At 71.6% G+C, this 21,685-nt stretch carries 19 protein-coding genes; 15 read left to right on the top strand and 4 right to left on the bottom strand.

Annotated features, from left to right (window positions below):
- Positions 1-40: 40 nt before the first annotated feature.
- From panC to ACFVHK_RS06510, 9 genes are all read left to right on the top strand, one after another.
- Complete coding sequence (gene panC, locus ACFVHK_RS06550) at positions 41-883, top strand: pantoate--beta-alanine ligase (RefSeq protein WP_376928318.1); 843 nt, start codon at positions 41-43, stop codon at positions 881-883.
- A 111-nt stretch (positions 884-994) separates the two neighbouring features.
- Complete coding sequence (gene lysS / locus ACFVHK_RS06545) at positions 995-2,503, top strand: lysine--tRNA ligase (protein WP_376928102.1); 1,509 nt, start codon at positions 995-997, stop codon at positions 2,501-2,503.
- A 13-nt stretch (positions 2,504-2,516) separates the two neighbouring features.
- Complete coding sequence (locus tag ACFVHK_RS06540) at positions 2,517-2,666, top strand: hypothetical protein (RefSeq protein WP_165307422.1); 150 nt, start codon at positions 2,517-2,519, stop codon at positions 2,664-2,666.
- Between the two features lie 27 nt (positions 2,667-2,693).
- A complete protein-coding gene (locus tag ACFVHK_RS06535) occupies positions 2,694-2,873 on the top strand; it encodes a hypothetical protein (RefSeq protein ID WP_376928101.1) in 180 nt (59 codons plus the stop codon).
- 6 nt (positions 2,874-2,879) lie between these two features.
- Positions 2,880-4,346 carry a cardiolipin synthase gene (gene cls / locus ACFVHK_RS06530; RefSeq protein ID WP_129234169.1) on the top strand — a complete coding sequence of 489 codons (1,467 nt, stop codon included), beginning with the start codon at positions 2,880-2,882 and terminating at the stop codon, positions 4,344-4,346.
- 209 nt (positions 4,347-4,555) lie between these two features.
- Entirely contained in the window at positions 4,556-7,135 is a 2,580-nt protein-coding gene (locus tag ACFVHK_RS06525) for a M14 family zinc carboxypeptidase (RefSeq protein ID WP_376928100.1), read from the top strand.
- A gap of 195 nt (positions 7,136-7,330) precedes the next feature.
- A complete protein-coding gene (locus ACFVHK_RS06520) occupies positions 7,331-8,119 on the top strand; it encodes a DeoR/GlpR family DNA-binding transcription regulator (protein ID WP_129234167.1) in 789 nt (262 codons plus the stop codon).
- Entirely contained in the window at positions 8,116-9,087 is a 972-nt protein-coding gene (locus tag ACFVHK_RS06515; RefSeq protein ID WP_376928099.1) for a 1-phosphofructokinase family hexose kinase, read from the top strand. Before ACFVHK_RS06520 ends, ACFVHK_RS06515 begins: the two co-directional genes overlap by 4 nt.
- Before the next feature lie 9 nt (positions 9,088-9,096).
- A complete protein-coding gene (locus tag ACFVHK_RS06510) occupies positions 9,097-11,133 on the top strand; it encodes a PTS fructose transporter subunit IIABC (RefSeq protein WP_376928098.1) in 2,037 nt (678 codons plus the stop codon).
- A 70-nt stretch (positions 11,134-11,203) separates the two neighbouring features.
- Here the strand turns inward: ACFVHK_RS06510 and ACFVHK_RS06505 are convergent, their stop codons facing one another.
- Complete coding sequence (locus tag ACFVHK_RS06505; protein WP_376928097.1) at positions 11,204-12,220, bottom strand: pirin family protein; 1,017 nt, start codon at positions 12,218-12,220, stop codon at positions 11,204-11,206.
- A 131-nt stretch (positions 12,221-12,351) separates the two neighbouring features.
- Here ACFVHK_RS06505 and ACFVHK_RS06500 point away from each other — a divergent pair, with 131 nt between their 5' ends.
- On the top strand, positions 12,352-12,864 hold the full coding sequence (locus tag ACFVHK_RS06500) for a hypothetical protein (RefSeq protein WP_376928096.1): 513 nt from the start codon (positions 12,352-12,354) through the stop codon (positions 12,862-12,864).
- Positions 12,865-12,907: 43 nt separating this feature from the next.
- Here the strand turns inward: ACFVHK_RS06500 and ACFVHK_RS06495 are convergent, their stop codons facing one another.
- Positions 12,908-13,435 carry a glycine cleavage system protein R gene (locus tag ACFVHK_RS06495; protein ID WP_376928095.1) on the bottom strand — a complete coding sequence of 176 codons (528 nt, stop codon included), beginning with the start codon at positions 13,433-13,435 and terminating at the stop codon, positions 12,908-12,910.
- Positions 13,436-13,636: 201 nt separating this feature from the next.
- Here ACFVHK_RS06495 and ACFVHK_RS06490 point away from each other — a divergent pair, with 201 nt between their 5' ends.
- From ACFVHK_RS06490 to ACFVHK_RS06470, 5 genes are all read left to right on the top strand, one after another.
- Positions 13,637-16,159, top strand: coding sequence for an ATP-dependent Clp protease ATP-binding subunit (locus ACFVHK_RS06490; RefSeq protein WP_129234413.1), 2,523 nt, complete (start codon positions 13,637-13,639; stop codon positions 16,157-16,159).
- 116 nt (positions 16,160-16,275) lie between these two features.
- Entirely contained in the window at positions 16,276-17,442 is a 1,167-nt protein-coding gene (locus ACFVHK_RS06485; RefSeq protein WP_376928094.1) for a M20 family metallopeptidase, read from the top strand.
- A gap of 4 nt (positions 17,443-17,446) precedes the next feature.
- Positions 17,447-17,956, top strand: a complete 510-nt coding sequence (locus ACFVHK_RS06480; RefSeq protein ID WP_129236015.1) for an amino-acid N-acetyltransferase — start codon at positions 17,447-17,449, stop codon at positions 17,954-17,956.
- Positions 17,957-18,030: 74 nt separating this feature from the next.
- On the top strand, positions 18,031-18,699 hold the full coding sequence (locus tag ACFVHK_RS06475; protein ID WP_376928093.1) for a hypothetical protein: 669 nt from the start codon (positions 18,031-18,033) through the stop codon (positions 18,697-18,699).
- 267 nt (positions 18,700-18,966) lie between these two features.
- Positions 18,967-19,374: a dehydrogenase gene (locus tag ACFVHK_RS06470; protein ID WP_376928092.1), complete on the top strand. Its 408-nt coding sequence runs from the start codon at positions 18,967-18,969 to the stop codon at positions 19,372-19,374.
- Here ACFVHK_RS06470 and radA read toward each other — a convergent pair.
- Positions 19,371-20,738 carry a DNA repair protein RadA gene (gene radA, locus ACFVHK_RS06465; RefSeq protein WP_376928091.1) on the bottom strand — a complete coding sequence of 456 codons (1,368 nt, stop codon included), beginning with the start codon at positions 20,736-20,738 and terminating at the stop codon, positions 19,371-19,373. The two genes, ACFVHK_RS06470 and radA, sit on opposite strands and share 4 nt — an antisense overlap.
- Before the next feature lie 9 nt (positions 20,739-20,747).
- A complete protein-coding gene (locus ACFVHK_RS06460) occupies positions 20,748-21,620 on the bottom strand; it encodes an SGNH/GDSL hydrolase family protein (protein ID WP_376928090.1) in 873 nt (290 codons plus the stop codon).
- Positions 21,621-21,685 lie beyond the last annotated feature (65 nt).

Here is a 21,685-nt window from a genome sequence, read left to right as displayed (position 1 = left end):
CGAGCGGACCCGCCGCTCCGGCGGCGGGCAGGCGGAGCCGGTGGTGCACGGCACGGTCGCCGGCATCCGCGACGCGGTCGCGGGGCTGCGAGACGCCCGTCGCACGGTCGCCCTCGTCCCGACGATGGGCGCGCTCCACGACGGCCACCTCGCACTCGTGCGCCGTGCGCGCGCGATCGCCGACGCGGTCGTCGTGTCGATCTTCGTGAACCCCCTGCAGTTCGGTGCGGGCGAGGACCTCGACCGCTACCCGCGGACGCTCGACGCCGACGTCGCCGCGCTCGCGCGCGAGGGCGTCGAGCTCGTGTTCGCCCCGTCGGCCGCCGAGATGTACCCGGAGGGCGCCGTCGAGACGAGCGTCGGCGCGGGGCATGTCGGCAGCCTCTACGAGGGCGCCTCGCGTCCCGGGCACTTCGACGGCATGCTCACCGTCGTCGCGAAGCTCTTCCACATCGTCCAGCCCGACACGGCCGTGTTCGGCCAGAAGGACGCCCAGCAGGTCTTCCTCGTGCGCCGGATGGTCGCCGACCTGAACGCGCCCCTGGCCATCGAGGTCGTCCCGACGGTCCGCGAGGCCGACGGCCTGGCGCTCTCGAGCCGCAACCGGTACCTCGACGCCGACGGACGTCGCGCGGCGCTCGCGCTGTCCGAGTCGCTCGCGGCCGCCGAGGCCGCCGCGGGGGAGGGCCTCGACGAGGTGCTCGCCGAGGCGGCCGCCGCGTTCGGCGACCACGAGGCCATCGAACTCGACTACCTCGTCGTCGTCGACCCGGCCACGTTCCTGCCCGTCGACGAGGAGGCGACCGGCGAGGCGACCGTGCTCGTCGCGGCCCGCGTGGGCGGCACGCGGCTGATCGACAACGCCGGCATCGTGCTCGGCTGAGCCGAGGCATCCGGCTGCCCTTCAGGTCGGCGCGTCGCAGCGGGATACGCTGGTGCGTGGCATCCGCTCGGATGCGCACCCCACGAACCCACCCCGACACCGGAGACGCCAATGGCCGACGAGACCACGCACGAGCCGACCGCCGAGGAGATCTCGGAGCAGAAGGCCGTGCGACTGGCCAAGCGCGAGCGGCTCATCGACGGCGCCGCCGACCTCGGCGACGGCGCGTACCCGGTCTCGGTGCCCATCACGACGACCATCCCCGAGGTGCGTGCGCGTTTCGTCGGGCTCGGCGTCGACGAGCGGAGCGGTGAGACGGTCGGCGTCTCCGGCCGCGTCGTGCACCTCCGCAACACGGGCAAGCTGTGCTTCGCGGCCCTGCAGTCGGGCGACGGCGGCCGCATCCAGGCGATGGTCTCGCTCGGCGAGGTCGGCGAGGAGTCGCTCGCGGCGTGGAAGGAGCTCGTCGACCTCGGCGACCACGTGTTCGTGGCGGGCGAGGTCATCACCAGCCGTCGCGGCGAGCTGTCGATCATGGCGACCGAGTGGCGGATGGCGGCCAAGGCCATCAACCCGCTGCCGAACCTGCACAACGAGCTCTCGGAGGAGACGCGCGTCCGGAGCCGCTACCTCGACCTCATCGCGCGCGAGCAGGCGCGCCGCAACGTCCTCGACCGCGCCACGGTCAACGCGAGCCTTCGCTCGACCTTCACGAGCCTCGGCTTCGTCGAGGTCGAGACCCCCATGCTGCAGGTCATGCACGGCGGCGCGTCGGCCCGGCCGTTCGTGACCCACTCGAACGCGTTCGACACCGAGCTGTACCTGCGCATCGCGCCCGAGCTCTACCTCAAGCGCGCCGTGGTCGGCGGCATCGAGCGCGTGTTCGAGATCAACCGCAACTTCCGCAACGAGGGCGCCGACTCGACGCACAGCCCCGAGTTCGCGATGCTCGAGGCCTACCAGGCGTACGGCGACTACAACTCGATCGCCGACCTCACGCAGAAGCTCATCCAGGACGCCGCCTACGCGGTCGCCGGTTCGCACGTGGTCACCTGGGCCGACGGCACCGAGTACGACCTCGGCGGCGAGTGGGATCGCCTCTCGATGTACGACTCCCTCTCCGCGGCGGTCGGGGAGCAGATCACCCCCGAGACGCCGATGTCGCGGCTGAAGGAGCTCGCCGACGCGGTCGAGATCGAGGTCGACCACCCGCTGCCGGGCAAGTACGTCGAGGAGCTCTGGGAGCACCACGTGAAGTCGGGCCTCGTGCGGCCGACGTTCGTCATGGACTTCCCGCTCGACACGTCGCCCCTCGTCCGTCAGCACCGGTCCATCCCCGGCGTCGTCGAGAAGTGGGACCTCTACGTGCGCGGCTTCGAGCTCGCGACGGGCTACTCCGAGCTCGTCGACCCGGTCGTGCAGCGCGAGCGGTTCGTCGAGCAGTCGCGCCTCGCCGCGGGCGGCGACCCCGAGGCGATGCGCCTCGACGAGGAGTTCCTGCGCGCGCTGGAGTTCGGCATGCCGCCGACGGGCGGGATGGGCATGGGCATCGACCGCCTGCTCATGGCGGTCACCGGCCTCGGCATCCGCGAGACGATCCTGTTCCCCCTGGTCAAGTGAGAAGGATGCCGCGATGAACGACTACCTCCCCAAGAAGGACCTCGAGCCCGAGCGCGATCCGCGCCAGCCGTCGTTCGCCCGGATCGCGATCTGGGTGATCGTCGCCGCAGTGGGCGTGTACCTGCTCGGGTCGGGCATCTGGGGCATCATCACCGCCGGTTGAGGAATCCGCGGGTATTCTGGAACGGCTATGGACGATTTCTGGCTGAACGCGATCTGGTCGCTCGCACCGACCGTGCTGATCGGACTCATCTTCTGGTTCGTGATGCGATCGCTGCTGCGCGCCGACCGGACGGAGCGCGATGCGTACGCCAAGATCGAGGCCGAGGAGCGGGCGAAGCTCGCCGACGAACGCCACCGAGCCGCGTAGCCCGGCATGACGTCGGCGCAGATCACGGCGATCATCGCCCTGCTGATCCTCGTCGTGGACGTCGTCGTCCGCATCATCGCGATCATCGTGGTGCCGCGGAACCGCCGTCCCACCGCGGGCATGGCGTGGCTGCTCGCGATCTTCTTCATCCCCTACCTCGGGGTGCTGTTCTTCCTGCTGATCGGCAACCCGAAGCTGCCGAAGGCGCGGCGCGCGAAGCAGGCCGAGGTCGATCGCTTCATCCGCGAGAGCACCCACGGCGTCGAGCAGGCCAGTGACCACAGCGAGTGGCCCGACTGGTTCGAAGGCGTCGTGCGGCTCAATCGCAACCTCGGTGCGATGCCGCTCATCGGCCACAACAGCGCACGGCTCATCGGCGACTACGAGGCCTCGCTCGACGCGATGGCCGATGCGATCTCGCGCGCGACCCGCTACGTGCACGTCGAGTTCTACATCTTCTCGTACGACGACACGACCGCCCGCTTCTTCGACGCGCTGGGTGACGCGGTGGCGCGCGGCGTCGAGGTGCGCGTCCTCCTCGATCACATCGCGTCACGGCGATCGAAGGGGTACCGGCGCACGCTCCGACGGCTGACGGGCATGGGGGTCGAGTGGCGGCTGATGCTCCCGGTGCTGCCGTTCCGCGGCAAGTACCAGCGGCCCGACCTCAGGAACCATCGGAAGATCCTCGTGGTCGACGGCGAGGTCGCGTACATGGGTTCGCAGAACGTCATCGATCGCAGCTACAACAAGCGCGGGAACATCCGCCGCGGCCTGAAGTGGCAGGAGCTCGTCGCCGAGGTCGAGGGCCCGATCGTCTCGGGCCTCGACGCGATCTTCGCGACCGACTGGTACCTCGAGACCGGCGAGGCGCCGTCGCGCGAGGAACTGATCCCGTTCGCCCAGCCGCCCGCCGAGCAGAACCTCGACTGCCAGGTCGTGCCGAGCGGTCCGGGGTATCCGAACGAGAACAACCTCAAGCTCTTCCTCGCGCTGCTCTACGCCGCCCGCGAGAAGATCATCATCACGAGCCCGTACTTCGTGCCCGACGAGGCGATGCTCCGGGCGATCAGCGGGGCCACGCAGCGCGGGGTGCACGTCGAGCTCTTCGTCTCCGAGATCGGCGACCAGGCGCTGGTCTACCACGCGCAGCGCTCGTACTACGAGGCGCTGCTCCGCGCCGGCGTGCGGATCTACATGTACCGCGCGCCGTTCATCCTGCACGCGAAGCACTTCACGATCGACGACGACGTGGCCGTGATCGGCTCGAGCAACATGGACATCCGGTCGTTCGAGCTGAACATGGAGGTGTCGCTGCTCGTGCGCGGCGCGTCGTTCGTCCGCGAGATGCGCGCGGTCGAGGACGGCTATCGCCGCGACAGCCGCGAGCTGACGCTCGAGGAGTGGATGCGGCAGCCGCTGCGGTCGACGGTGCTCGACAACCTCGCGCGGCTCACCTCCGCGCTCCAGTGACGGCGCGATCGCGCAGCATTCTTCACACGAACGCAACGAATCGCTCTGGAGACCGCATGCGTTCGCATGCAAGGCTGGCTGGTACCGCTTTCCAGCGCACGATTCCACCGAGGAATCCTGCGCGGTTCGTCCGCGCCGGCGAGATCCGCCGGAGGCGCGCGGCGAGCCGGTCCCGATCCGAGTCCGCAACCCTACGGAGCACCATGTCGATGCAACGCACCCTTGCGGGCGCGGGCGTCACGGCCGTCCTGGCCGCGACGCTCGTCGCCGGTTCCACCCCAGCGGTCGCCCTCGAGGGCGACCCTGCCGTCCCGATCGTCACCCCCGTCTCGCCGCTCGTCGCGCCGCCGTCGAGCTACCCCCACCAGCCCGAACTCGCCACCGTCGCGGACGACCCGACCGACGCGTCGATCAACCGAGGCGTCATCCCCTACGACGAGATCGCACCGCTCCTCAACGGACTCACCGCCGTGAGCGACCGCATCTCGGTGCAGGTCGTCGGGCAGTCCGCGCTCGGCCGCGACATCCACCTGGTCACGCTGACCGCCCCCGAGAACGCGGGTGAGACCAAGCGCCAGGCGACCTTCCGCGACATGATCAAGCACAACCCGGAGGCGGCGGCGAAGAACGCGTCGCTGATGGCGAACTACAAGGTGCCGATCTGGTTCAACGCGAACATCCACGGCAACGAGTGGGAGGGCACCGACGCGGTCCTCGAGTACATCGAGCACCTCGCGACGGCGCCGTACGACGAGGTGAAGGACGTCCTCGAGCGCAACCGGCTGTACTTCACCGTCACGAACAACCCCGACGGGCGCGCGCTCGGCCAGCGGGCCACGGCCGACGGGTTCGACGCCAACCGCGACATGATCACGGGCGCGACCAGCGAGGCCCGGATCATCCGCGACCTGTCGGGCGTCATCCAGCCGACCTTCTACATCGACCTGCACGGGTACACGAGCGTGCTGCAGGTCGAGCCCTGCGGTCCGCCCCACGGCGAGAACTACGAGTACGACCTCTTCCTGCCGCACGCGTACGCCGCCGCGCTCGAGATCGAGGAGGCCGTCACCGCGGCCGACATCCCCGGCAACACGTACCTCGACCGCACGACGAACCGCGTGACGACCGAGAACACCGGCAACATCCGGATCCCGTACCGCGACATCCGCTCGGGATGGGACGACTGGCCCCCGATCTTCACGCCGCAGTACGTCGCCTACCAGGGCGCCATCACGAACACGGTCGAGCTGCCGCTCGGACGCGTGAACCCGCCCACCGACCCGCGGAACCCCGCGAACTCGGCGGTCAACGTCGAGGTGGCCGGCGTCGTGATCGACACCTCCGTCGACTACGTGATCGAGAACGCCGACGCGCTGCTGTCGAACCAGATCGAGATCTTCCGTCGCGGCGTGGCGGGCGAGCCGCTCGTCGAGATCCCCGCCGACGTCGACCCGGCCGAGGTGGCCGAGCCGAGCCAGTGGGCCGAGATCTGGGACGAGACCGACGTCTACACCGCCGAGTTCCCGCGGGCGTACGTCATCCCGGCCGGTGACGGCCAGCGCTCGGCGACGGATGCCGCGAACCTGGTCGACCAGCTCATCGCCAACGGCGTCGAGGTGCAGCGGGCGTCCGCGGCCTTCACCGCCGGCGGGACCACGTACGAGGCGGGCTCCTACGTGGTGGACATGCACCAGCCGCTGCGCGGAATGGCCAACGTGCTGCTCGCGGACGGCTCGGACATCTCCGACCGCGTGCCCGACATGTACGACATCTCCGCCTGGAGCCTCGCCCTGCTGTGGGGCGCGGACGTCGACGCCGTCGGGTCGACCGGCGACCCGGCCGTCAGGGCCAAGCTGAAGGACGTCGCCGAGGCGGCGCCGACGGGGTCGGTGCCCGCGCAGGGCGGCTACCTCGAGCTCGCGACCTCGGGCGTGGCCGAGTACCAGGCCGTCAACGCGCTGCTCGAGTCGGGCGTGCCCGTCTCGGCGTTCGCGGACGGCACGGTGATCCTCGGTCCGGATGCCGCGAGCCACGCGGCCGCGGTCGAGGTCGCCGACCTCTACGGCGTCTCGTTCACCGCGTCGGACGGTTCACGACTGGCCTCGGAGGAGAGCAGCGGCCTCGACGACCTCACGGTCGCCTACTCGGGCGGCGGCGAGGAGCTGCAGACGCTGCGCAAGCTCGGGTTCGACGACCCGGTCGCGATCTCGTCCGCGACGTTGACGAACGGCACGGCGACCCTCGACGGCGTCGACGTGGTCTGGATCGGGGGCACGCTGAACTTCTCGTCGGCGCAGGCCGCCGGTCGCGCCGTGATGGCGGAGTACCTGGCCGCCGGCGGCGGCGTGGTCGGCGAGGGCACGGCGATCGCGAGCTTCGCGAACTCCTTCGGCCTCGTCTCGTCGACCGCGACGTCGGGCACGGGCGGGTCGAACGGCATCGTGTCGGTCGACCCGGTGGAGGACGGCCTCCTCGGCACGTTCCCGCAGGACACCGCGTTCGTCTACCCGGCCGTCTGGTACACGAACCTCGGCGCGAACGCCGTCGTCGAGCAGACGTACGCCGCGGACCCGTTCATCTCGGGGCACTGGCGCGACTCGGCCGGACGTTCGACCGCGGATGCGGCGGGCCAGGCCTCCGCGGTCTCGGCCGAGACCGAGGCCGGCAACCGGGTGCTGATGTTCGGCACGTCGATGAACTTCCGGACCCACCCGGTCGGGCAGTTCGGCCAGATCGCGCGCGGGCTCTTCTGGGCCGGCACCGAGGGTGCGGAGGTGCCCGCCCCGTAGGTCGACGGATGGCACGGCACGGCGCCGGTCGGGATGCGTTCCCGGCCGGCGCCGTCGTGTGCCTGCGACATCCTTCGCCGAACGGGCCCGTGTGTGGTTTTCTGTGGGAATTTCTGCGAAACGGTTGCATTCCTTGGAAAGAGCGAGATAAACTCACACGAACGCAGGTGATCGAAGATTCGGCAGGGAGGCCGCATGTACGCGATGGAGCGACAGGAGCACATCCTCGACGCGCTCGCACGCACCGGGCGGGTGTCGGTTGCGGGGCTCGCCGACGAACTCGACGTCACTGCGGAGACGATCCGGCGCGACCTCGACGCGCTCGAGCGGGTCGGCCGGCTGCGTCGCGTGCACGGCGGCGCCGTGAGCGCCGGCCGCGCGAGCCTGACCGAGACCACGGTCCTCGAGCGCACCGGCCAGCAGTCCGAGGCGAAGCGGGCGATCGCCCACGAGGCCATGGCGCTCGTGCCGCCGACGTTCACGGGCTCGATCCTCCTCGACGCCGGCACGACGACCGGCGCGCTCGCCGAGGCGCTGGCGGACTGGAAGCCCGCTCCGAACACCCCGCCGCTCACGGTCTACACGAACTCCGTCCCGATCGCCGCGCTCCTCCACGGCAGCCGCGACCTGGTCGTCCGCATCATCGGCGGCACGATCCGCGGCATCACGAGCGCCGCCGTCGGGCCCTCCGCGATGGCCCAGCTCGCCGAGATCCGCCCCGACATCGCCTTCATCGGCTCGAACGGCGTGAGCGCCGAGTTCGGGCTCTCGACGCCCGACGAGCTCGAGGCCCAGGTCAAGCAGGCCATGGTCGACCGGGCACGCCTCGCCGTGGTCCTCGTCGACTCGTCCAAGCACGACGACGAGGCCCTGCAGCGCTTCGCCGCGCTCGACGAGGTCGACGTGCTCATCACCGACGCGCCGCCCGGGCCCGCGCTCGCGGTCGCGCTCGACGAGGCAGAGGTGGAGGTGCGAGTCGCATGATCGTCACGCTGACCGTCAACCCGTCGCTCGACCGCACGGTCGAGCTCGACCGGGAACTCGAGCGCGGCGAGGTCCAGCGCGTCGCCCGCAGCGTCGAGGAGCCCGGCGGCAAGGGCGTCAACGTCACCCGGGCGCTGGTCGCCGCCGGCACCGACTCGGTCGCAGTGCTCCCCGGTCGCGCCGACGACCCGCTCGTCGTGGCGCTCACCGCCGTCGGCCTGCCCGTCGCGACGGTGCCCATCGCCGCGCGACTCCGCTCGAACATCGCGATCACCGAGCCGGACGGCGTCACCACCAAGCTCAACGAGCCCGGTCCCGCGCTCGACGCCGACGAGCAGCGCGCCCTCATCCGCGTCACGGTCGAGCGGTCGAGGGATGCCTCGTGGCTCGTGCTCGCCGGTTCCCTCCCGCCGTCGCTGCCCGACGACTTCTACGTCCGCGTGGTGCACGAGGTGCGCGCCGCCGGAGTCGGCGCGCGCATCGCCGTCGACACGTCGGGCGCCCCGCTCGCCGCACTCGTCGACTCGGGGGAGGAGATCGACCTCATCAAGCCGAACGGCGAGGAGCTCGCCGAGCTCACCGGCGAGACCGACTCCGACGCGCTCGAGGCCGACCCCGAGCGGGTGGCCGCGCTCGCCGCGCGGCTCGCGCCGCGCGGCATCCACTCGGCGCTCGTCACGCTCGGCGCCCGAGGCGCCGTCCACGTCGGGGCGGGGGGCGCCTGGTTCGCCCCCGCGCCGCGCATCGACGCACGCAGCACGGTCGGCGCGGGCGACAGCTCGCTCGCCGGCTTCCTGCTCGCCACGACCGAAGGGGCGACGCCCGACCGGGCGCTCGCCCAGGCGGTCGCGCACGGGGCGGCCGCCGCGTCGCTCCCAGGTTCGGCGGTCCCCACCAGGTCCGACGCCGACGCCACCGCCATCACCGCCATCCGAATCCGGGGCGCCGTCGCCCCGGCCGTCCATTAGGAGGAATCGATGTCCACCGTCATCGACCAACGACTCGTCACCCTCGACGAGCCGATCGGCGCCGACAAGGCCGCCGTCATCCGGGCGCTCGCCGACGCCGTCGTCGCAGCCGGCCGCGCCACCGACACCGATGCGCTGTTCGCCGATGCGTGGGCGCGCGAGGAGAAGGACTCCACCGGCGTCCCGGGCGGCATCGCCATCCCGCACGCGAAGTCCGATGCCGTGACCGAGCCCACGCTCGCCGCGGCGCGCCTGCCCGAGGGGGTCGACTTCGGCTCCTTCGACGGGCCGGCCGACCTGGTGTTCCTCATCGCGGTGCCGACGGCGTCGACACAGGACCACCTCGCGGTGCTCTCGACGCTCGCACGATCGCTCATCAACGAGGACTTCGTCGCCTCGCTGCGATCCGCTCCCGACGTGCCGGCCTTCGTCGCGCTCGTCGAAGGGGCACTGCAGCCGAAGGAGGAGCCCGCCGCCGCGCCCGTGGCAGCCGGGGCCGCCGCTGCCTCCGCCCAGGCCGCGGCCGGGGCGTCGGCCGCACCGGATCACGCGCCCGTGCTCATCGCGGTCACCGCATGCCCGACCGGCATCGCGCACACCTACATGGCCGCCGACGCGCTCGCCGCAGCCGCGAAGAAGGCCGGCGTCGAGATGCACGTCGAGACGCAGGGCTCGTCCGGCTCGACGCCACTGGCGCCCGACGTCATCGCACGTGCCGACGCCGTGGTGTTCGCCGTCGACGTCGACGTCCGCGACAAGAGCCGGTTCGCCGGCAAGCCGGTCGTCCAGGGGCCCGTGAAGCGCGGCATCGACCACCCCGCCGAGATGATCGACGAGGCCGTCGCCGCGATCAGCGACCCGTCGGCGCCGCGCGTCACGGGCGAGGCGACCGCGACCGCGACCGCCGCGGCCGCGAACGAGCACTTCGGCCAGAAGGTCAAGCGCGTCCTGCTCACCGGCGTCAGCTACATGATCCCGTTCGTCGCCGGCGGCGGCCTGCTCATCGCGCTGGGCTTCCTCTTCGGCGGCTACGACATCACCGCGACCGCGGGCGAGATCGTCACGACGAACAGCCTGTTCAACCTCCCCGAGGGCGGGTTCCTCCTCTACCTCGGGGCGGTCTTCTTCCAGATCGGCGCGATCTCGATGGGCTTCCTGGTCCCCGCGCTGGCCGGCTACATCGCCTACGCGATCGCCGACCGCCCCGGAATCGCGCCCGGCTTCGTGGCCGGTTCCGTCGCGGGCCTCATGGGTGCGGGCTTCATCGGCGGCCTCGTCGGCGGCCTGCTCGCCGGCTGGGTGGCGCTGATGTTCGCACGCCTCGACGTGCCGCGCTGGCTGCGGGGCCTCATGCCGGTCGTGATCATCCCGCTCGTCGCGTCGATCGTGGCGTCCGGCCTCATGATCGTGGTCCTCGGCGGACCGATCGCGGCGCTGTCCACCGCGCTGAACGACTGGCTCTCCGGCCTCTCGGGTGCCGCGGCGGTCGTGCTCGGCCTGATCCTCGGCGCCATGATGGGATTCGACCTGGGCGGCCCCGTCAACAAGGTCGCGTACTCCTTCGCCGTCGCCGGGCTCGGCGCCGCGACGGTCGAGAACCAGGCACCGCTCATGGTGATGGCCGCGGTCATGGCGGCCGGCATGGTCCCGCCGCTCGCGATGGCACTCGCCACCGTGCTCGACCGCAAGCTGTTCACGCCGGTCGAGCGTGAGAACGGCAAGGCCGCGTGGCTGCTCGGCGCCGCGTTCATCTCCGAGGGCGCGATCCCGTTCGCCGCGGCCGACCTCTTCCGCGTCATCCCGTCCATGATCCTCGGCGGCGCCGTCGCCGGTGCGATCTGCATGGGCATGGGCGTCACCTCGCAGGCGCCGCACGGCGGCATCTTCGTCTTCTTCGCGATCGGGAACCTGCTCTGGTTCGTGCTCGCGATCGTGGCGGGATCTGTCGTCGGCGCGCTTGCGGTCATCGCGCTGAAGCGCTGGGCCCACCGACGCACGATCCGCGAGGAGGTCGCGGAGGGAGAGCCCTCGATCCTCGCGGCCTGACCGCCCACCGAGCCCCGACGGCCGGTGCCCCGCTCCCGGACACCGGCCGTCGGCGTGCGCGGAGCGCGTGTCAGCGCCGCGGCTTCAACCGCACGGTCGGCAGGTCGGGCGCCGGGAGCGGGTCGCCGTCGTAGCCGGCGACGACCCCGAACGGGCCGTCGGGGTCGTTGCGCGCGATCACGTCGGACTGCCAGCTGCGGCGGAACTCGACGATCTCGTCGTGCGTGCGCCCGATGAAGTTCCACCACATCACGAGCTCCTCCTCGAAGGGCACGCCGCCGAGCAGCACGATGCGGACCGGGTCGGCGTCCGCGCGCACGCGCACGCGCTCGTGACCCCGCTCGAGGTGCGCGAGCTGCGCCCACGGCACCTCGGTGGCCGTCCCGGACTCCGGCGCCTCGACGAAGGCGGGACCGGAGTCCACGAGGATCCCGTGCTCGAACGTGGGGTCGAGCGGGAGGTCGACCGAGCCTCCCGCGGGGAGATCGACCTGCGCGCCGAGGAGTGGTGAGAAGACCGTGATCGACCCGGCCGCGGCATCCGTCGTCTCGCCGTCGCCCGCGAGCTCGCCGACGAAGACGCGCACCGTCGCGTCGCCGAGCCGGAAGGGCGTCGTGTCGGCGTGCTCGAAGAACGGCGCGACCGACCGCGCGTCGTCGGGGAGCGCGACCCAGAGCTGGACGCCGTGCAGGCGCGTCGTGCCCGACGTGGAGACCTCGGAGTGCGAGATCCCTCGTCCTGCGGTCATCAGGTTGACGCCCCCGGGCCGCACCAGTTCGTGGCTGCCCGTGGAGTCGCGGTGCTCGATCTCGCCCTCGAACAGCCAGCTCACGGTCTGCAGCCCCGTGTGCGGGTGCGGCGGGACGACCATGCCGCCCGTCTCCGCGACGTCGTCGGGACCGTAGTGGTCGGCGAAGCACCAGGCGCCGATGGTCGTGCGCCCGCGCTGCGGGAGCGTGCGGCGGACCGGCATCGCGCGCGGACCGCCGAGCGGGACCTCGCGGTACTCGTAGACGGCGACTCCGGGGCCGGTGGTCTCGTCGGGCGGGCAGAGCAGTTCGACGGGATCGCGCTCGAGGTTGCTCATGCCCGAATCCTACGCGCGGGCGCCGACGGTGGGAGGGATCGGCCGTGACGGTCCCGCGCCCACCTCCGACGCGAGGAGGGTAGGGCCGGAGGTCCCGTCCGGCGAGGGCGACCGCGTGGCAGCATGGCGCCATGACTTCGCTCACCGGACCCCGCCGTCTCCTCGTCGCCGGACTCGCGATCGCCTCGGCCCTCGTGCTCACGGGCTGCAACCCGGGCTCCGGCGCGGTCGAGGACTTCCCGGGCCTGCCCGTCGCGGAGGAGGAGGCCGCGGGTGAGGCCGGCGGCGAGGAGACGGACCTCGGCGGGTCGACCGAGGAGGAGACCGACGAGGAGGACGTGGTCGACGCCCCGGAGCCGACCGGCGACGAGCCCTACGTGCAGTACCTCGACGACGGCGGCAAGCTGGCGATCACGATCTGGGGCTCGTCGACGTGCCCCGTCGTGCCGACCGAACTGAAGGTCGTCGCCGAGGCGGGCGAGGGCAACGCGGTCGAGGCGGTGCTGCCGGAACCCGAGACCCGGCCCTGCACGGCCGACTTCGTCCCGCACACCACCGTCTTCTGGACTCCCGTGTACACCACGACGACCGAGCCGCTCGAGGTGACCGTCGGCGACCAGGTCGTCACGGTGCCGATCAAGTAGTCGCCGAGCCGCCGAGTCGCCGCGGTGCAGGGGTCGCCCGGCGTCAGCCGTGCCCGAGCGTGAGGTCGACGAACAGCTCGCTCGCCACGCGCTCCAGGTCGTCGCGCACGTCGGCGGGGTCGCCGCCCGGCGGCACCCGCACGACGAGGTGCGCCTCGAACAGTCGGCCGCCGGCCATCGGCGCGTCGCGCTGGCCGGTCGTGATCGTCTCGATGCTGAGCCCGTGCCGGGCGAGCACCGCCGAGATGTCGCGCACGATGCCCGGGTGGTCGTTGCCGATCAGGTCGATGCGCAGCGGCGTCCAGACGGCGGATGCCCCGGCCTCTGCCGTCGCCTCGACGCCCGGGTGCGCCGAGACCTCCATGAGCCCGTCGAGACCGTCGAGCGCGGCGCGCAGCGCAGCCTCCTGCTCGGCGGGCACGTCGACCACGACGATGCCGGCGAACTGGCCGGCGAGCTCGGCCATCTGGCTCTGCTCCCAGTTGCCGCCGTGGTCGCCGATGACGTCGGCGAGCGCCCCGACGAGTCCGGCGCGGTCGTCCCCGATGACGGTCAGCACGAGTCTGGGCATGCGTGCATCAAACCACGTGCCGGCGGGTGCGGTCGACCCCGCGGCATCCGCCTCGACCGCCGGCCCGAGGCATCCGCCCGCGCCGCCGCGACGAACCACGTCGTGAGCGTGCGCCCGTGGCGAACAGCGGCCCAACGCCGAGCCCCGGTGGTTAACGTGGAACGTAACGACGCCCCTACCCGGCGTCGGCGAGGAGTTGAGATGTTCGAGAGATTCACGGACCGAGCCCGTCGTGTCGTCGTCCTGGCCCAGGAAGAGGCCAAGATGCTGAATCACAACTACATCGGCACCGAGCACATCCTGCTCGGCCTCATCCACGAGGGTGAGGGCGTGGCCGCGAAGGCGCTCGAGTCGCTGGGGATCTCCCTCGATGCCGTCCGCGAGCAGGTGCAGGACATCATCGGGCAGGGCCAGCAGCAGCCGACCGGGCACATCCCGTTCACGCCGCGCGCCAAGAAGGTGCTCGAGCTCTCGCTCCGCGAGGCGCTCCAGCTCGGCCACAACTACATCGGCACCGAGCACATCCTGCTCGGCCTCATCCGCGAGGGCGAGGGCGTCGCCGCCCAGGTGCTCGTGAAGCTGGGGGCCGACCTCAACCGCGTGCGCCAGCAGGTCATCCAGCTCCTCTCCGGCTACCAGGGCAAGGAGCAGGTCCAGGTCGGCGCGAACGAGCAGCAGCAGCCCCAGGGCGGCTCGCAGATCCTCGACCAGTTCGGCCGCAACCTCACGCAGGCCGCGCGCGACTCCAAGCTCGACCCGGTCATCGGCCGCGAGAAGGAGATCGAGCGGGTCATGCAGATCCTCTCGCGCCGCTCCAAGAACAACCCCGTGCTCATCGGCGAGCCCGGCGTCGGCAAGACCGCGGTCGTCGAGGGCCTCGCCCAGGCGATCGTCAAGGGCGAGGTGCCCGAGACGCTGAAGGACAAGCAGCTCTACTCGCTCGACCTCGGCTCGCTCATCGCCGGCTCGCGCTACCGCGGCGACTTCGAGGAGCGCCTGAAGAAGGTCACCAAGGAGATCCGCACGCGCGGCGACATCATCGTCTTCATCGACGAGATCCACACCCTCGTCGGTGCGGGTGCCGCCGAGGGCGCGATCGACGCCGCGTCGATCCTCAAGCCGCTGCTCGCCCGCGGCGAGCTGCAGACCATCGGCGCCACCACGCTCGACGAGTACCGCAAGCACTTCGAGAAGGATGCCGCGCTCGAGCGCCGCTTCCAGCCGATCCAGGTGGCCGAGCCGTCGCTCCCGCACGCGATCAACATCCTCAAGGGCCTCCGCGACCGCTACGAGGCGCACCACAAGGTGTCCATCACGGATGGCGCGATCGTCGCCGCCGCGAACCTCGCCGACCGCTACATCAGCGACCGGTTCCTCCCGGACAAGGCGATCGACCTGATCGACGAGGCCGGCGCGCGCCTGCGCCTGTCGATCCTCTCGTCGCCTCCGGAGCTGCGCGAGTTCGACGAGAAGATCGCCGTGGTCCGCTCCGCCAAGGAGACCGCGATCGAGGAGCAGGACTTCGAGAAGGCCGCGTCGCTGCGCGACGAGGAGAAGAACCTGCTCGGCGAGCGCCTGCGCCTCGAGAAGCAGTGGAAGTCGGGCGAGGTCAAGACGACCGCGGTCGTCGACGAGGGCCTGATCGCCGAGGTGCTCGCACAGGCCACCGGCATCCCCGTCTTCAAGCTCACCGAGGAGGAGAGCTCGCGGCTGGTCTTCATGGAGAAGGCCCTCCATGAGCGCGTCATCGGCCAGGAGGAGGCGATCTCCGCCCTGTCGAAGACGATCCGCCGCACGCGCGCCGGCCTCAAGGACCCGAAGCGCCCCTCGGGCTCGTTCATCTTCGCCGGCCCCACCGGCGTCGGGAAGACGGAGCTCGCCAAGGCGCTCGCCGAGTTCCTGTTCGACGACGAGTCGGCGATGATCTCGCTCGACATGTCGGAGTACGGCGAGAAGCACACGGTCTCGCGACTGTTCGGCGCCCCTCCCGGCTTCGTCGGCTTCGAGGAGGGCGGCCAGCTCACCGAGAAGGTGCGCCGCAAGCCGTTCTCGGTCGTGCTGTTCGACGAGATCGAGAAGGCCCACCCCGACATCTTCAACTCGCTCCTGCAGATCCTGGAGGAGGGCCGCCTCACCGACGGCCAGGGCCGCGTGGTCGACTTCAAGAACACCGTCATCATCATGACGACGAACCTCGGCACGAAGGACATCTCGGGCGGCCCCGTGGGCTTCCAGGTCGAGGGCGACACCCGCACGGGCTACGACCTCATGCGCGCGAAGGTGAACGAGGAGCTGAAGAAGCACTTCAAGCCCGAGTTCCTGAACCGCGTCGACGAGATCATCGTGTTCCCGCAGCTCAGCAAGGAGGAGCTGCTGCAGATCGTCGACCTGTTCATCAAGCGGCTCAGCGAGCGCATGCTCGACCGCGACATGACCGTCGAGCTGACCGTCCCGGCGAAGGAGCGGCTGATCGAGGTCGGGTTCGACCCGGCGCTCGGCGCCCGGCCGCTCCGCCGTGCGGTGCAGCACGAGGTCGAGGACCGCCTGTCCGAGAAGATCCTGCACGGCGAGCTCAACTCGGGCGACCACGTGCACGTGGACTTCAAGGACGGCGAGTTCGTCTTCACGACGACCCAGCGGGCGCTTCCCGTCGGGGTCGGCGTGAACACGGGCGCCGCGATCGGCACCGGGCCGGCGACGCCCGACCTGGCTGCCGGCCAGTAACCCGGAACCACGACAGGGGCGGATGCTGCGGCATCCGCCCCTTCGTCGTTTCGGGCGCGCGACGGCGATATCGTCGAATGGTCGTTCCCCGGACCTGGACTGCGAGGCGAGCCGCCATGAGACATCCGCTGCTGGACTGGGCCGACGCGAGCCTGGCCGAGACCCTCCACGACCTCGAGCGGCTGGTGCTGGTCGAGTCGCCGTCGGCCGACCTCGCCGCGGTCGCGCGGTCCGCCGACGCCGTCGCCGAGATCGGCGAGCGCCGTCTCGGCTTCGCCCCCGAACGCATCGTGGTCGACGGATGCACCCACCTCCGTTGGCACCTCGGCTCCCCGGAGCCCGATGCGCCGCGCGTGCTCCTGCTCGCCCACCACGACACCGTGTGGCCGATCGGCTCGCTCGAGACCCACCCCTTCTCCATCCAGGACGGCGTGGTCCGGGGCCCGGGGTGCTTCGACATGCTGACCGGGTTGGTCATGGCCGTCCACGCCGCGGCCCACCTCGGGCATCTCCCCGACGCCGCCGTCACACTGCTGGTCACCGGCGACGAGGAGCTCGGATCGCAGACGTCCCGGGCTCTGATCGAGCAGGAGGCCGACGGATGCGTCGCCGCCCTGGTGCTCGAGGCGAGCGGCGACGGCGGAGCGTTGAAGATCGGACGCAAGGGCACCTCGAGCTACCGCGTCGAGATCACCGGGCGGGCGGCACACGCGGGCCTCGAGCCCGAGAAGGGCCTCAACGCGACCCTCGAACTCGCGCACCAGGTCGGCGTCGTCGCCGGGTTCGCGGATGCCTCGGTCGGCACGTCGGTCACGCCGACCGTCGCCCGCAGCGGCACGACCATGAACACCGTGCCCGCGCACGCGTCGTTCGAGGTCGACGTGCGCGCCCTCACGGTGGGGGAGCAGGAGCGCGTCGACGCGGCGTTCCGCTCGCTCGTCTCGTCGACCGGAGCGCGCATCGCGGTGCACGGCGGCGTGGGGCGCCCGCCGCTCGAGATCGCCGCCACCGAGGGCGTGTGGCGCCGCGCCCGCGCCGTCGCCGACGGGCTCGGGATGTCGCTGCCGGACGCGATCGTCGTCGGAGGCGCATCCGACGGCAACTTCACCGCGGGGATCGGCGTGCCCACCCTCGACGGCCTCGGCGCGGTCGGCGGGGGAGCGCACGCCGACCACGAGCACGTCATGGTCGCGGACATCCCCGCGCGCACGGCGCTGCTCACCGGTCTCATCCTCGACCTGCTCGGCGTGGACGGGCCCGGCGCGTCCGGCGCAATACGATGAGCGGATGACGCAGCCGCCCATCACCGTGCGCCGGGCGCGCACGCCCGACGTGCCGAAGATCGTGGAACTCGTCGAGCCGCTCGTGGCCCGACGCATCCTGCTCGGCAAGGAGCGCGTCGACCTGTACGGCGCGGTGCAGGAGTTCCGCGTCGCGGAGACGTCCGACGGCACGGTCGTCGGCTGCGGTGCGCTGCACGTCATGTGGGAGGACCTCGGCGAGATCCGCACGCTCGCCGTGGGCGAGGAGTGGCTCGGCCACGGGGTCGGCCACGCGCTCCTCGCCGCGCTCGAGTCCGATGCCCGCGAGCTCGGGCTGAGCCGCCTGTTCTGCCTGACGTTCGAGGTGTCGTTCTTCGGTCGGCACGGCTTCGAGGACATGGGTGCCGAGAGCGTCGATCCAGAACTGTACGCCGAGCTCGTGCGCTCGCACGACGAGGGCGTCGCGGAGTTCCTCGACCTCGCGCGGGTCAAGCAGAACACGCTCGGCAACACGCGGATGCTGAAAGTCCTCTGAGCGTTCCTCATCGGCGTCGGGGCACGCCGCGCGCCCGCGCGTCCCGCTTCGCCGCGCGGCCGTAGCCTGAGCCCATGTCGACCAACCGTCCCGCGTCAGGGCGCCTGCCCGCTGCCGTGTACCGACGCCGTCGGCTCATGGTGCTCCTGGGCCTCGTCGCGGTGATCGTCGCGGTCGTCCTCGTCTTCGTGCGCCCGGGCGCGAGCCAGGGCGACACCGTCGGCGCGACCACGCCCGCGAGCGCGCCGCCGACGGCTGCGGCGACCGACGGCGCGACCGCGACGGATGCCGCCGAGCCGCCGGCGAGCGAACCCGCGGCCGAGCCCGCCGCCGACGGCGACCCCTGCAGGGCCGACCAGATCACGGTGGAGGCCGTCACCGATGCGGCGGTCTATGCCGCGGGCGAACAGCCGAAGCTCTCGGTCACGATCACGAACACGGGCTCCAACTCGTGCGTCATGAACGTCGGCACGGCGGCGCAGGTGTTCACCGTCACGAGCGGGGCGGACACGTACTGGACCTCGACCGACTGCCAGGTCGACCCGGTCGATGCCGAGGTCTCGATCGAGCCCGGCACGCCGGTCTCCTCGAGCGAACCCATCACGTGGGACCGCACGCGGTCGAGCGCCGACACCTGCGGCGGCGAGCGGACGAGCGTCCCCGCCGGTGGCGCGTCGTACCACCTGAACGTCAGCATGAGCGGGTTCGAGTCGTCGACGTCGAAGCAGTTCCTGCTCTACTGACCTGCGCGATTCGCACGCCCGTCGACGCAGGTCGCCGCTGCGCGGATGTGTCCGCGTGTGACGGCCTTCCGTTGATCTCGCGAGGATTGCTCAGCAGGATCGGACGTGGACTAACCATCCTGCGGTCCAAGGGGTCCGCGGCGTTACCTCGCGCCGCGGACCTCCGCCGCGGGGCTGCGCTGCGGGCTCGCGCCGCGGACCTCCGCTGCGGGCCCGGCCGCTGCACCCGCGGCGGTTCGCGTGCACCGGCCTCGGTAGGCTGGGAGGATGGCCGGTGCGAAGCGTTCGAAGCCCAAGCAGCCCCTCGAGTTCCGGTCGCAGGCGCTCGCCGAGGCCCTCGAGCGGCAGGACATGGCGGCGGTCGCGCTGGCCCTCCGCAACGGCAACACGGTCGTTCCGCTCATCAAGCCCGGACCCCGCGACAGGCCGCTCGACGGCGGCGAGGTGTGGACGTATCGTGATCCGAATTCGGGCGAGGTCGCGCTGCTGCTCTTCAGCGACGCCGCGCACAAGCCGGCGAACCTCCCGCCGGCCGTCGGGCTGCAGAGCCCGGCGTGGCTGAAGTCGTTCCTCACCCGATACGAGTCGACGATCACCACGGTGTTCCTCGACATCGCCGGGCCGCACCCGATGCAGGCCTCGCCGGCTGAGCTGCTGAAGGCGCTCTCGGTCTAGAAGGCCGCGTCGAGTTCGCGCTCGCGCGACCCGGAGGCCGCCATCATCGCCCGTTCGACGGCCGCACGCACGCTGCCGAGGTCGTCGTCGAGCAGCGCACGATAGCCGAGGCGCGCCGCCTCGGCGGCGCGCTGCCGGGCCGATGCGACCGGTCGCACCTCGCCGGCGAGGCTGATCTCGCCGACCGCGGCGAGGTCGTGCGGCACCGCGCGATCGCGCATCGCGCTCGCGATCGCCACGGCGATCGCGAGGTCGGCCGCCGGCTCGATGAGGCGCACGCCGCCGACCGTGGAGACGTACACGTCGTGCTCGCCGAGCTGGCGGAGGCCCGCGCGTCGTTCGAGCACCGCGATGATCATGGCGACGCGCGACGGGTCGACGCCGTTCACGACGCGCCGCGGCTGCGGCGCCTTCGTGCCGACGACGAGCGCCTGCACCTCGACGGGCAGCGCTCGTCGGCCCTCGAGCGCGACGGTCACGCACGTGCCGCTCACGGCGTTCCGTGAGCGGCTGAGGAAGAGCCCGGACGGGTCGGGCACCTCGGCGATGCCGTCGCCCGTCATCTCGAAGCAGCCGACCTCGTCGGTCGGCCCGAAGCGGTTCTTCAACGCCCGCACGAAGCGCAGCGCGGTCTGCCGGTCGCCCTCGAACTGGCAGACGACGTCGACGAGGTGCTCGAGCAGGCGCGGGCCGGCGATCGTGCCGTCCTTCGTGACGTGCCCGACGAGGAGCACGGGGAGCTGTCGCTCCTTGGCGACGCGGATGAGGGTCGAGGCGACCTCGCGGACCTGGCTCGGCTGCCCGGGCAGACCGTCGGAGAGCGCGCTGGACACGGTCTGGACCGAATCGACGATGAGCAGCTCGGGGGAGACCTGGTCGACCTGGCCGAGGATCGTGGCGAGGTCGGTCTCGGACGCGAGGTACAGCTCGTCGTGGAGGGCGCCAGTGCGCCCGGCCCGCAGGCGGACCTGCGCGGTCGACTCCTCGGCGCTCACGTAGAGCACGCGGCGGCCCTCCGCGGCGACCCTCGCCGCGACCTCGAGCAGCAGCGTCGACTTGCCGACGCCCGGCTCGCCCGAGAGCAGGATCGCGGCGCCCGCGACGATGCCCCCGCCGAGGACCCGGTCGAACTCGCCCACCCCGCTCGGACGATGGGCCGCGTCTTCGCTCTCGACGATCGCCGAGATGGGTCGCGCGGCACGCCCCGCGCTCGGGGCCACGGCCTGCAGGCCTCGCACGATGCCCGTCTCGACACCGGCCTCGACGACGGTGCCCCACTGCTGGCACTCGGCGCACCGGCCGACCCACTTGACGGTGCTCCAACCGCATTCGGTGCAACGGAACGCGGTCGTGGGCTTCGCCATGCTCCGAGACTAGGCCCGGCCCCCGACATCCGCCGGGACCCCCGCCGCGGCGGCCGGCCCCAGCCCCGGGGCATCCGTCACGGCTGGGCTCGGCTCGGTCTGCGCGACCCCGGCATCGGCGGGGAACCGTGCCGCGAGCGAGGCCAGCACCGCCGGACGGAAGGCGTCGGCCCAGACCTGGTATCCGTGGTCGTTGGGGTGGAACCAGTCGTTGGCGAAGTGCGTGAAGATGCGCCGCCACCCGCGCACGCGGGTCTCCCGGTGCAGTCGGACGACCTCGAGCCCGTGCTCGGCCGCCACCCGGCGGAGGATGAGGTTCGCCACCGCGACCTTCCGCTCGTTGTGCGGGAAGTAGAAGAAGGGCAGGTCCGCGACGAGCGCGTGCGACGGCACGGCGGCGAAGATGGTGTGGAGGTTCTGCTCGAACGACTCCGGATCCCACTTCGCGATGTCGTTCGCGCCGATCGAGACGGTCATCACGTCGGGCCGGAGCTTCGCGAGCTTCGGCAGCTGGTCCTGCACGGCGAGGGTCGTCGTCGCGCCGGAGACGCTCAGGTTCACGACGCGAACGCTCCGCCGCGTGGTGTCGCGGATGAGTCGCGCGAGCAGGCCGACGTAGCTGTGGTCGGGGCGGCTCGCCCCGATGCCCTGGGCTGCGCTGTCGCCGAGCGCGACGTAGAGGATCTCGCCCCGCACCCTCGCGTGGTCGCGCCACCACTTCGAGTGCACGGGCAGGGTCTCGTTCAGGATGAGGCTGTTCGCCGTGATCCGCGCGCGGAACCGTCGCCAGGCCGCGCGGACCGCGAGCACGACTCCCGCGACGAGCGCGATCGGCACCAGCGCGGCGATGACGGATGCCCCGGGCGGACGTTGCTCGACCATGGCGCGACGCTAGGGCCGGTGTCTGAACGGTCGCTGAGCGGACGCCGTCGAGGGGTCGTCGTGCG

Source organism: Agromyces binzhouensis (genome assembly GCF_042672355.1).
GTDB lineage: Bacteria > Actinomycetota > Actinomycetes > Actinomycetales > Microbacteriaceae > Agromyces > Agromyces binzhouensis.
Note: the sequence above shows the minus strand (reverse complement) of the source record. Positions and strands in the feature narration are given on the sequence as shown.